We start from the raw sequence: 12,018 nt of genomic DNA, 5'->3' as shown, positions 1-12,018 counted from the left end.
CCATTAGACTACTTAAATTCTTTAGTGGACTTAAATCTTTAATACTACTATCTGGAAGACTGATTGCAACTAGATTTTTAATTTTATCTATTTCTTCTATAGAACTGATAGATTCCCAGTTCAAATCCTCAGCAATTGCAGAATCAATAGAAGAAGATGCAGGTGATACATAATTCAAGTACAATAGCGTATCAAGTTTATCAGAATAAATAGGCTCAGAATCATCTAGGTTTAGATTTAGTCGTACAATTTTATCTAAATCTTTATTCGAGAATGAAATAATTTGGTTATCTTTAGAGTCTGAAATTGTATTAGATTCTGGAATTTCTCTATATGAAAAGCTAATAAAATTGTCTTTGTGGGTTAGAATATCTGTAGCTTGTTTTTGTAAATATGAATAGTCATAAGAACTATCAAGCTTAGAAAGTTCAGAAATTCTTTCATCTATGTTGCTTGCGGATATCAATTTTGATATTTCATATACGATAGTTTTATCATCTTCATAGAAAATATAATCTTCTAGTTCTTTGCCAGAATAGTCATTACCTGCAATTTTTATGATGTTATTTTTTTCTGATAAATCATTTTTAGATACACCCTTTAAGTAAAGTACAGGAAAATAATTTGCATCTAGACCAGATTCTGAAAATACTATAGAAACTATTGTTGCATCGTCTAAAGCTGAATTATTTGTAAAGTGTTTGTATCCAGCAGATTCGTAATCTTTTAGAGTTGATGTTACAATTTGATTTGATGAGAAAAAGCTGGCGTTTGGATCAATGAAATCATTGGGTTGATTATAAACTAGATTTAGATCTAAATCATTTAAAATCTGAGTTGAAACTGGATTTACTTCGCTAGAATCATTGCTTTTAGCATTAGCTGTTTTTTTAGAGCAACCTGTAAAAAAGGTTGTGAATAAGATTGCTATACAAAAACTAATTAATAACATTTTTGTTCTTTTCATTATAATTCCTCCGTTTTTTCATAAATTTTCTTTACTTAACTATTATATATAGTATACGCGATTACAAAGTTACAAATTTCTGACAAGAAGTTTACAAAAGAATAAATGTTAATAGAACGTGATAAATACAGAGTGATAAATTGTGATACTATAGTATTAGAATTTATCATAGCATAATATAAAACGATAGAAGGGGGAAGTTGTAATGAGAAAATATAAATTGCTTTTAAGTATAATAGGAGCATCGCTGGTTATGGCAATGCCAGCATACGCTACGGTTTACAGTACAAATACTAATCAAAATGATATAGTGACTAGTACTGCTGAAGAAGATTTGAGTTCTAAAATTGTTGATAAGAATTTGGAGCAAGCAATTAGAGAACGTATAGATAAGATGGAGGGACCACTCACACAATCAGATTTACTGGGAGTTGATGTAATAAGTGTAAATGATGTAGAGTCGCTTGCAGGAATAGAATTTCTAGAAAATATCTATGAGTTAGAGATTAGGAAGTATGATAAATCAGACTTGTCACCACTAAAGTCATTGAAATCATTGAAAATTTTATTTATTGCAGAATCTAAAGTTAGTGATTTAACTCCACTTGCAGAGCTTAATAGTCTTGAAAAATTGACACTTGGGGCAAACAAAGTTAAGGATATTAAACCTATACTAAATCTTACAAATTTAAATAGATTGATTCTTTACTATTCAGATATAGAAGATATATCGGGGATTGAAAAGCTATCCAATTTAACAATATTAGGTCTAGAGGGAAATCAGATTAAGGATATATCACCTATAAAGAATTTGAACAAACTTTACTTTTTAACATTGAATGGAAATCAAATTTCAGACATAGATGCCTTAAAAAATTTGAAAAATGTATGGTATCTAACTTTAGGGCAAAATAAGATAGTTGATATAAATGCACTTGGAAATTTAGAAAAATTGGAAACATTATTTGTTGAAGATAACGAAATAGAAGACATAAATGCAGTTAAAAACTTTAAAAACTTGATGGCGTTTAATGCGAGTGGAAATAAAATAGAAAACATTGACTCATTACAAGGTTTGAAAAAACTCTCAAAAGTCAGTTTAGCTAATAATCAGATATCGGATATAAGTAAATTTAGAGATTTAGAAAGCCTTAAAGAACTAGATTTGAGCGGAAATAAAATAGAGAAAATATCATCACTTTCAAGTTTGAAAAATTTGAAAGCATTAGATCTATCGAATAATCCAATTGAAAAATTAGAATTATCTGATGTGCCGGAGTTAAGTCTTTTAAAGGTTAAAAATTGTAAATTGAAAAGCATGGATTTTGTCAATCGTATACCAAGCCTTAAACAACTTTATTTAGATAGCAATAACATTAGCGCTATATCGAAATTATATTCTGAAAGTGGGATAGAGAGATTAACACTCAAGGATAATAATATCAGCAATATTGATAGTCTAAGATACTATGTTAAGCTAAGAAATTTAGATTTAAGTGACAATGAAATTAATGATATAAGTGCAATAAATGATATGGATTTTGTGGAATTGAATCTTGAAAATAACAAGCTTGATTCAAAGACTGATTTTTCAATGATTAGATCAAATTATCTTGATATTGGTGGAAACAGCTTTACAAAACCTTCAATGATTGAAAAAGTCAAGGGCTTAAAATCTCTATTGATTGCAAATAATAAGATTAAATTGGATACAAGTTTTTTAGCTGATTTTACAAACTTAGAATTTCTTGATTTGTCTAATTCAGAAATTTATAATTATGAGAATTTGAGTTTTCCTAAATTGAAAAAATTGTCATTGGATGGAATTAATTTAGAGCACCCTGGAATAGTAATAGAAAAACTTGCACCAAATATCAAGGTACTAAATTATGATGATAATGAAGTGAAAAATATTGCTGAACTATCGAAATTAGAAGAGTTAGAGGAATTATCTTTAGATAATATGAGAGGGAGTGGCTTGGATAATTTGAGCGAATTAGCTAAAATTCCTAAATTAAAAGTATTATCTTTGAAAAATGATAATATAGAGAATATAGATTGGATGAGGCAATATGGTAATTTTGAGGTATTGCTACTAGATTTTAATTCAATAAGTGAAGTGGGCAATTTAGAAAATATGGAGAAGTTAAAATTAATTAGCTTAGTAGGGAATTCAATAAAAGATATTGAGAATTTGAATGAAACAAGGAATATATGGCAATACTTTGGGGAAAATGTACTTGAGGAGTATCCAAATATCAGAGTAGATTCACTAATTGGAAGTAAAGAGGACATCTATCGTTTTGTTGAAATTGATAGGTAGATAAATGATTTTAGTTCAGTATACAAAAATCAAAGTTAACGTTGAAATTTAAACGAAAACTTGCTATAATGATAAAGTTCCACTTTTTAAATGTGGTGCATAAAAATAGACAAAATGTGAATTAAAATAGTAAAACTGTTGATAAGTTTCAGAAAACTCACGGAACTTATCAACAGTTTTTTGTTTTTGTGTGGAAAAATCGAGACTTTTATTGCTAGAATCGTAATTATTTGAGCAAGATGAAATAAATACAGAAAAAATAACAATGGTAAATATCAAGATTTTGTTAGATGATTTCATTAGCATTTCCTCCAAATAAGTGTTTGATAGAAAAAATATTTCCTATTATTAAGAATATATCCATAAGTGCTATGCTTAAGCAATAATAACGACAATTGACTGCAAAAAAATTATAATAAAGCTTGTTAGAAAAAATGTTAATATAACATGGTAAATTATGTTACTATATTATTAGTAAACTAAATTATTAATAATATAGTAACAGTACATTAATCGGCAAAATGGGGGATACATAATGAAAAAATATAAATTGTTTTTGAGCATAATCGCAGCATCTTTAATTATAGGAGCACCAGTATATGCAGCGTTTGATGGTAATAATTCAAATCAGAATAAAGTAGAAGTTAATGATACAGAAAAAGATTTAAGCGTGAAGTTTGTAGATGAAAATTTGGAGAACGTAATCAGAAATAAGATAGGCAAAAGCGATGGCAATCTTACGCAAGAAGATTTAGATGAAATAAAAGAATTGTCATTGTACTGGGAAACTTCAGATAAACCAATAAAAAATTTAGAAGGTATAGAGTATCTTAGAAATATAGAAACATTGATTATTTCAAATAGTGAGATAGAAAATTATGAGCCGATATCAAAACTTAACAAATTGAAGCTACTAAAATTAGTAGGAGAAAATATAACAGATATATCTCCTATAGTAAATATAAAAACATTAGAGGTATTGAATTTAGAAAACAATGCAATAACAGATATATCAGGTATTGCAAACTTAGAAAAACTACAGTCACTAGATATTTCATTCAATCATATAAGAGATATTGCAGAACTTAATAAATTGAAAGAATTAATAATATTGAAAATGAATTTTAACAATATCTTTGATATAAGGTCGATTTCAAGTCTTGAAAAACTTGAACAGCTAGCTGCCTTTGGAAACCATATAAAAGACATATCACCTATATCAAATCTGATAAATTTAGAATCACTTGTACTTGGATTTAATGAGATCGAAGATATATCAGCTATAAAAAATTTGAGTAAATTGGAAGCTTTAGGGATGGGACATAATCAGATAAGTGATGTATCGAGTTTAGAAAATTCAACCAAACTTAGAGCCTTATTTTTGCGCAATAACAAAATCAAGAATATAGACGTCTTGCATAGATTGAGTAACCTATACACTCTAGAGGTTTCAAACAATCAAATTTACGATATAGAAGTTTTAAGAAACTTTGGAAAACTTTCATTTTTTGAAGCCATAAACAATAACATAAAGAGCATATATAGCTTAAAAGAACTAAGCCAAATGGATGAATTACTTTTAGATGGAAATGAAATAGTAGACATTTCACCAATTTCGAACTTAAAAAAGCTGAAAGAGCTGAGCCTTTCAAATAATCCAATCAAAGACATGAATTTAAAAGATATGCCAAAACTTAGAACATTAAAGGCAAATAATTGTGAAATAGAAGATATGCAATTCATAAATGAATTGCAACGAGTTTATAAATTAGAACTAAATGGAAATAAAATTGCTAAAATAGCTAAATTAGAAAAGGATATAAATCTTTCTGATTTTAGTGCTGATAATAATAATATCAGTGATATAAGTGAGCTGAAAAATTATGAGGACATAAATTATTTAAATTTGAGCAATAACAAGATTGATGATATATCATCGATATACGACAAGCGTGAAATTAGAGAGCTGAATTTATCCAATAATGAATTAGATGACAGGGTAGATTTTTCGCGGGTAAGTGCATCGATTTTAGATATTGGAGGAAATAAGTTCATAAAGCCTAGAGGAATAGGTGAAAATATTTGTTTAGAAAGTCTTTCGATAGATCACAACAAATTGGAGTTGGATTTGAGTTTCTTATCTGATTTACAAAGTTTGAAAGAACTTGATGTTTCACATACGACATTTCACAATTTTGAAAATCTCAAATTAGAATCACTTAAAAAATTGTCAATAGCTGGGGTAAATATAGATTATCCAGCAGAATTTATATCCAATATAGCGCCCAATATAGTGGCAATAGACTATAGCCAAAATAATTTGGATAATTTTCCGGAGTTTTCAAAATTACAAAGCTTAGAGCAGATATTTTTAGATGAGGTAAAAGGAGGAGAATTGTCTAGTTTGAGCAAATTTGCAAATATAGAAAAACTAAATGTTATATCTCTTAAGCGCAACAATATAAAAAATACAGATATTCTAAAACCATTTACTAAAGTAAAATGTTTGTTGCTAGATTCTAATGAAGTAAAAAACGTAGGTGAACTTTCTAAAATGGATTCGCTTGAAGTTCTAAGTTTGTCAGAAAATCCGATAGTAGATATTGATAAACTTGATAACAAGAAATTAATATATCTATATTTAGGGGTTAATCCTTTAGAGCACTATCCAAATACTAGAAGTGCATTTTTGTTAGACGATGAAAAGAAGATTTACGAGTGGTACTTAAAGGTGAGCCATTAGAAATTCTACTTAGTAATAAGTAGCTAGATAAAATAAAGGACGGTCGAATTATGGAATGGAAAATATATCTAAACAAAAGAACTGATCTTGAGATATTTGAAGATTATTTGCAAAAGCAACTAGCAAAAGGATGGTTATTGAAAGAAATTAGAGGTATTTTCGTAGGATTTGAGCAAACAGAGTTAAGAAAGGGAAGTTATAAATTTTGGATAAAATATTGGAAAAATGATGATAGAGAAGCTTGTGCGAAGAAAAAATATACTCTCTTGAAGAACTTAGAAAATACTGGTTGGGAACTCATATGTGAGAGTGGAAAATTTTTCTACTTCTTCAATGAAGATGAATATGCCATATTTCCAGTTAAAATGAGCACTGCGGAATTAGAAGAAAACAATCGAGAATCGTTGATATTTAGACCAGAAATGTTTTACGATTTTTCAGCTATGATTATTATACTTTTGTTGTGGTCAGAAAATGATGCTAATTATAGTATTATAGGAGATGATAAAGAGAGAGCACTGTACTTAGCTGAATTTTTACGATTAGGAATTTTGATATTTGGAATGATACATTTGCGTGTAAGCTTTTTGGGGAGAAAAAATAGAGAGAAAGAGTATTATTATAGTGATGTAAATGGTATTTTTAGGAGAATCAAGTTCATTGTACCTTATGTTTTGGTGTATTTAGTGAGTGGACTTGCTATAGGAATGATATCAAACTAAATTGAAAAACTCCACATATACAGTGGAGTTTTTTTCTATAACTACACCCAAACTTCTTAAGTAATTCTTAAAAAAATATAATAAACACATACTTTCTTGAACGCATTATATGAAAGAGATATAATAATACTTGTAGTATACATAGAAAAAATGGGCGTGATGCATTGGAATTTGATTTGAAGGTAGATAGCAAAGACGAATTAATTTACACAGTAAAGGTATTGAGTCCAATATTATTTTTGATTATAACATCAATTTACTGGTACAAGATAATTCATGAAATAATATTGAAAAAATATTTTACAAGTGATAGTAGTTTAGCATTATCAATCTTATTGATAGTATTTTTTTTAGGATTAGCAGATCAGATTAAATTTAGAGTGCCAGATGTGAAATTAGTAGATATAGAGAATTATGATGCATTGGAATTTGATAAATATCTAAAGCGTAGGAAATGGTACAAAATTAGAAGGATTATTTGGCTAGGATTATCATTAACTATATTCGTGGCAAGTATATTCTTAGATAAAGAAGTAAATATTGCTAGAATAGATACAGACCAATATATAGCTGTGAATAGATACAATGAAAGTTTTCTATTGCCAGAACAAATAGAGTTCGTAAAGTACAGAGATGAAATTATCAGGCATTCTGAGATTAAAAGATACAGAGGATACAATGCTTATGTGGCTAGAAAGTGGTATGTTAAGCAGAAAGAAGATGCTAAGTATGTTGATGAAAGAAATGATATATATAAACTCGCATACGATGCAAAGAATATATGGAAAGAAGGAGGATTATCATTAGACGATATACTGGGAAGAGAATTGAATTTAGACGAATTTGAGATATATACTCGCAATGGCAGTTTCACAATGGCGATTTTGAACGGTGAGTATACTTGTTTTGTAGAGCTTAGATATGATGAAAAAGCTAGTGAAGATTATATTATTAGGGAATTAAGAGCGTTGGTAGACGAATTAGAATCAGAAGAAAAAATATTGTTTGAAAAAGAAGTTTTGAAAGCAATGTATTTTAGATAATAAAAAAGAAAGGTTAGGGCTGCGACATGGAGAGACGATTTTATTTTAACTACAAGCGGGGATACAAATTATTTGAAAGTTATTTGAATGATAGGATTAAAGAAGGGCTATTATTAAAGGATATAAAAAATTCATTCGTGGGATTTGATAGAGTTGAGCCAATGAGTGGAAAGTACAAAATATGGATAAAGTATTGGAAAACGGATGATCGAGAAGGTTGTAAGGCGAAACGATTAGAACTTATGAAATCTATAGAAGGTACTAGATGGAAGTTGTTATTTGAAAACAATAGATTCTACTATTTTTTCACTGAAGATTCAAATGATGAATTCCCACTTGATAGAGATGTGTTGGAAGAAGAAGATAACTTAAAGGAAGGCTTGATATTTACAAATAATCGTATAATAGGATTTTTGTTTTACATAGCGGTATTTTACTTTTTTGGATTTACAGTAAAGCATTGGGCAAAGTCAATGTTATTAGATGATACAATGTTGCTAAAATGGCTTATGAATCTATTGGTAGTAGTAGGTCTTATTGTATTTTGGATTAAATATGGCGATGTAAATTTGGATAAAAAAGATATCTCATATTACTATACCGATGCTAGAGGTGTCAGAAAGAGATTAGGATTTATCATGATATGGGTTTTAATTTTAGGGAATTTATGGGGTGGACAATATATTTTAAAAGATCATAGAAATTCAAGTAAAATAACTTATTTAGATAGTGAAAATGATATGGATGTTTCTATAGACGACAAGATGAAGTATTTGAAATATATTAGAGAAAAAATTGATTTAGATGAAGAAATATTGGGAAGAAAGTTATTTGCAGAGAACGTAGAGGTCGAAAGTGAAGAGACGTACGCTCAAAAAATGATGGATATAGCGAGTCACTTTGATGAGAATGATAAGGCTTTTTGGGAAGAGTCATTGGAGATTGAGCAGAGTTTGTTGGTTCCGAAACATATTCAATATGAAAAGAAGGAAGATGCTGGACTTAGTATAAATACAGATATGTATAAATGTTTAAATTCTATTGTAGGACGTGCATTGTATGATGATCTTTACAGTCATGCTAGAGGTTATATAGATCATAGTGATTGGTTTGATTATGGTAAGTATGAATATAGAGAATCTACGGTAAGAGGGTTAGTTTTTGATGCAAATGAGCAATATATAATTCCCAAAAAAGGTGGGGTATTTGTATTATTTAGAAAGGGAAGCGATGTGTGCCAAATGGAAATAGCAGATAGTTATGGGCAATTAGACGCTGAAAAATTAGCTGTAGAGATAGAGCGAGAAGTGGATTTGATTGTGAAGTAATATAATTTGAACGGAGTAGAGGAGCAGAGATTAGCATGAAAAAAGATTTTAAAACGGTCCTAAAGACTATAGTATGGGTAATAGTAGGAATTATTGTATTTCTATGGGGGGTTATGACTCTTGTTTCTATCGAACTGAAACAATATTTAAAAGATGATGGTGCTTTATTTATGATAATTTCGTTTTTGATATTCATGATAGGACTTATAGATCACATTATATTCAACGTACCTAGTTTGAAACGATTGGACATGAGCAAAAGTGATGATGAGCGTACACAAAGAAAATATAGAAGGATGATTAAGAGCAAGAGATATAGGATGATTATAGCTGGAGGACTAAGTGCGATATGCTTTGTAGCTGGTATAGTTTCAGAACACAATGAATATGAAACGTATGCTGAAGAAAATGGAGTAGAGATAGAAATTATCCAATCGAATAGCATACTATTGCCAGATCAGTTAAGAATATCTGTTTATCCAGAGAAAAACTTTGCGTGGATTGCAAATGAAAGGTACAAAGCGCTGAATGAGGTGCTTTCAGGTATTTGTTATAAGGATATTAGCACTGACTATCCATTTGAATACGAACAAGAAAATTTAGGTGGTTTATGGGGTAGCGAGTCATTTGAATTAGAGGATTTTTTGTCAGAGAATATAGATGAATTCAAAATAATTGATGCCAAGGAGAGCTTTTTGTTAGCTATAAAGAAGGGAAAATATAGCTACAGAATAGATATAAATTATAGCAAAACAACTAGTAAAGAAGAATTCATATGGGCGCTGAAAGAAAGTTTAGAGAGACTGGGGTTAGCTTAAAATTTTAATTGACAATGAGAAATTCAAGAAAATGACCATGCCTACATGTGATTTTTAGCTCTTGATTTACTAGCATTTGAAAATATAAAAGGCGCTGGAATCAAACTTATCAAAAACACGAAGCTAGCATAAAGTACTATAGTTTGAGGATTTTTGATATCACCTATAAATCCAAAAAATACTGTGAAGACGGGAATGGCCAAGTTGCTTAGTAGCATGTTGAAGCTACCAACGCGTCCCATGAGCTTATTTGGAATAAGTTTTCTAAATAGTATTGACATAGTAACACTGCATATAGTAAAGCAGAAACCGGATAAGGCAGCTATTATATAAGCTATACTCAAACTTGGCATCAAACCGATACCCGAAAGGCAGAGGCCTTCTAAAAATAAAGCGATTACAGTCCATTTATAGGGCTGTAATTTTTTTTGCGAAAGCAAAAGAAATACACTTGTAATTATTCCAAGAGCACCCTCTATCGAATAATAAATACCAAGCTCTATACTTGATTTGCCGAGTATATCTTTAAATATAGCTGGCATATACAGGGAAACTGACATAAACATGCCATTTGCTATTATTCCAGCAAATAAGGTTAGATATAGTATCACCCTGTTTCGAGACATGAAATGAGCAGCTTCTTTTAGACTATCTATCATGGATATATTTGTATTTTCTACCTTATGATTAACTGGAATTTTCACGAATGATTCACTGATAGCAGAGAATATAAAAGATAGGGCATTTATAAATAAAAGAATCTCTATTCCTACTAGTTTTAGCATGAAACCTGCTATGGCAGAACCAGCAACAATGGCAAACCTTCCCTGCAATTGACTTAGTGCTCCTGCATCTTGTAATTGATCTGTTTCAAGTACCGATTGAGTACTAGATGAAATGGCAGGATAAAAAAGTGAGGATACTATCGCTATAGATATATTTGCGATTATTATTACAGGTAGAGTCAGTGGCGCATAAAGAGATCTTATAAACAACAAAAATATAAATAATCCATTTAGTGTATCACAAATTATGATGATTTTTTTCCTATTGAATCTATCAGCAACAACACCTGAAAATGTTGATACTATGGCGTTTGGCAAAAATATACTGATTATAGATAGGCTAAGAGCTAATGTAGAATTTGTTTGATCGTATATATACCAGGCTAGTGCAAATTCTAGTATGTGATCCCCAATTTTAGATACTAATTGTCCGAGCCACAATATCATGAAGTTCTTATTTTTGAAAATAGATTTACTGAGCATAAAACCTCCTGCTTATGAAATAATTATTTTTATGAACATTTTATATTACGCTGGTTAAAATGTCAATATATGGCTGAGGATTTGATTGGAAGATGGTGCTTTTTATATTTTAGTATAATTCGAATTTTGATAATGGGTATTCCGTGATTTGCGCCTAGCTTACTCTTAAAAAATCCATAATATTATACAGGTTTATTGAACATAATTATTCAAAGGTGTATAATTGAGCGAAGAGGTGATTAAAATGGAGTCATATACATTCATGTATGTAATGATTTTTGCTATAGCTTTAAACTTTATTGTGCATTTAATAGTATATTTTAGACATAGTATTAAAATTAGAATTAGAAATGAGATAAATAGGGAAATGATAATCCGAATATTAAGTGAAATCTTTACTCCGCCAATTGTATTTATGGTTCTTTCAAGGAGATTTCATTTGCGGCATATAGAATTACACTCGGATTATACTTTTATATTTTATATATGGTTTTTTATAGTAGTACTAGAACTTTGGGTATGGCAGTTTACCGTAAACAAACGAGGAATATATGTAAATTCTGGAACTATACCATTTTACAAGATTAGAGCGTATACTTGGTATGAAAGTGAAAGGCATAGTAATAAATATTGTAGAATAGGTTTTAAAATATATGAGAAAACAGGTCGACGCTCTAGTTCATATAGGCAAGAGATGTATTACTTAGTTCCTATAGATAAAAAAGCTGCTATGGATGAATTTTTAGAAAACAAGGTTAGGTACAGGGACAACGAAACTTTTGAGAGTATGACGGTTAAATGATATT

The 12,018-nt window shown here is 29.6% G+C and carries 10 protein-coding genes; 7 read left to right on the top strand and 3 right to left on the bottom strand.

Translation table 11 applies throughout. The features are described from left to right. Positions 1 to 967, bottom strand: a 967-nt coding sequence (locus tag N4A40_03245) for a hypothetical protein (GenBank protein MCT4660851.1), incomplete at its 3' end; no start/stop codon positions are given. A gap of 205 nt (positions 968 to 1,172) precedes the next feature. Between N4A40_03245 and N4A40_03240 the strand changes: the two genes are divergently transcribed. Continuing rightward, positions 1,173 to 3,290, top strand: a complete 2,118-nt coding sequence (locus N4A40_03240) for a leucine-rich repeat domain-containing protein (GenBank protein ID MCT4660850.1) — start codon at positions 1,173 to 1,175, stop codon at positions 3,288 to 3,290. Positions 3,291 to 3,353: 63 nt separating this feature from the next. Here the strand turns inward: N4A40_03240 and N4A40_03235 are convergent, their stop codons facing one another. Then, positions 3,354 to 3,590, bottom strand: a complete 237-nt coding sequence (locus tag N4A40_03235; GenBank protein MCT4660849.1) for a hypothetical protein — start codon at positions 3,588 to 3,590, stop codon at positions 3,354 to 3,356. Between the two features lie 235 nt (positions 3,591 to 3,825). Here N4A40_03235 and N4A40_03230 point away from each other — a divergent pair, with 235 nt between their 5' ends. The 5 genes from N4A40_03230 (at position 3,826) to N4A40_03210 (ending at position 9,944) form a co-directional block, all read left to right on the top strand. After that, positions 3,826 to 6,033 (top strand): leucine-rich repeat domain-containing protein, encoded by a 2,208-nt coding sequence (locus N4A40_03230; protein ID MCT4660848.1) that lies wholly within the window; start codon positions 3,826 to 3,828, stop codon positions 6,031 to 6,033. Between the two features lie 50 nt (positions 6,034 to 6,083). After that, positions 6,084 to 6,755, top strand: a complete 672-nt coding sequence (locus tag N4A40_03225) for a DUF2812 domain-containing protein (protein MCT4660847.1) — start codon at positions 6,084 to 6,086, stop codon at positions 6,753 to 6,755. A 164-nt stretch (positions 6,756 to 6,919) separates the two neighbouring features. Continuing rightward, positions 6,920 to 7,798 carry a hypothetical protein gene (locus N4A40_03220; protein ID MCT4660846.1) on the top strand — a complete coding sequence of 293 codons (879 nt, stop codon included), beginning with the start codon at positions 6,920 to 6,922 and terminating at the stop codon, positions 7,796 to 7,798. A 26-nt stretch (positions 7,799 to 7,824) separates the two neighbouring features. Beyond that, entirely contained in the window at positions 7,825 to 9,126 is a 1,302-nt protein-coding gene (locus tag N4A40_03215; protein MCT4660845.1) for a DUF2812 domain-containing protein, read from the top strand. Positions 9,127 to 9,161: 35 nt separating this feature from the next. Then, positions 9,162 to 9,944 carry a hypothetical protein gene (locus N4A40_03210; GenBank protein MCT4660844.1) on the top strand — a complete coding sequence of 261 codons (783 nt, stop codon included), beginning with the start codon at positions 9,162 to 9,164 and terminating at the stop codon, positions 9,942 to 9,944. 41 nt (positions 9,945 to 9,985) lie between these two features. Here the strand turns inward: N4A40_03210 and N4A40_03205 are convergent, their stop codons facing one another. Then, entirely contained in the window at positions 9,986 to 11,212 is a 1,227-nt protein-coding gene (locus tag N4A40_03205; protein MCT4660843.1) for an MFS transporter, read from the bottom strand. A 244-nt stretch (positions 11,213 to 11,456) separates the two neighbouring features. On the opposite strand from N4A40_03205, the gene N4A40_03200 reads away from it, so the two are divergent. After that, positions 11,457 to 12,014 carry a hypothetical protein gene (locus N4A40_03200; GenBank protein ID MCT4660842.1) on the top strand — a complete coding sequence of 186 codons (558 nt, stop codon included), beginning with the start codon at positions 11,457 to 11,459 and terminating at the stop codon, positions 12,012 to 12,014. The last annotated feature ends 4 nt before the right edge of the window (positions 12,015 to 12,018 follow it).

Source organism: Tissierellales bacterium (genome assembly GCA_025210965.1).
Classification (GTDB): Bacteria; Bacillota; Clostridia; order Tissierellales; family JAOAQY01; genus JAOAQY01.
This window is presented reverse-complemented; position numbering and strand designations above follow the sequence as displayed.

Coding starts and splice junctions, on each gene's coding strand:
- N4A40_03240 (MCT4660850.1), top strand. CDS start 1,173: ATGAGAAAATATAAATTGCTTTTAAGTATAATAGGAGCATCGCTGGTT.
- N4A40_03235 (MCT4660849.1), bottom strand. CDS start 3,590: ATGAAATCATCTAACAAAATCTTGATATTTACCATTGTTATTTTTTCT.
- N4A40_03230 (MCT4660848.1), top strand. CDS start 3,826: ATGAAAAAATATAAATTGTTTTTGAGCATAATCGCAGCATCTTTAATT.
- N4A40_03225 (MCT4660847.1), top strand. CDS start 6,084: ATGGAATGGAAAATATATCTAAACAAAAGAACTGATCTTGAGATATTT.
- N4A40_03215 (MCT4660845.1), top strand. CDS start 7,825: ATGGAGAGACGATTTTATTTTAACTACAAGCGGGGATACAAATTATTT.
- N4A40_03210 (MCT4660844.1), top strand. CDS start 9,162: ATGAAAAAAGATTTTAAAACGGTCCTAAAGACTATAGTATGGGTAATA.
- N4A40_03205 (MCT4660843.1), bottom strand. CDS start 11,212: ATGCTCAGTAAATCTATTTTCAAAAATAAGAACTTCATGATATTGTGG.
- N4A40_03200 (MCT4660842.1), top strand. CDS start 11,457: ATGGAGTCATATACATTCATGTATGTAATGATTTTTGCTATAGCTTTA.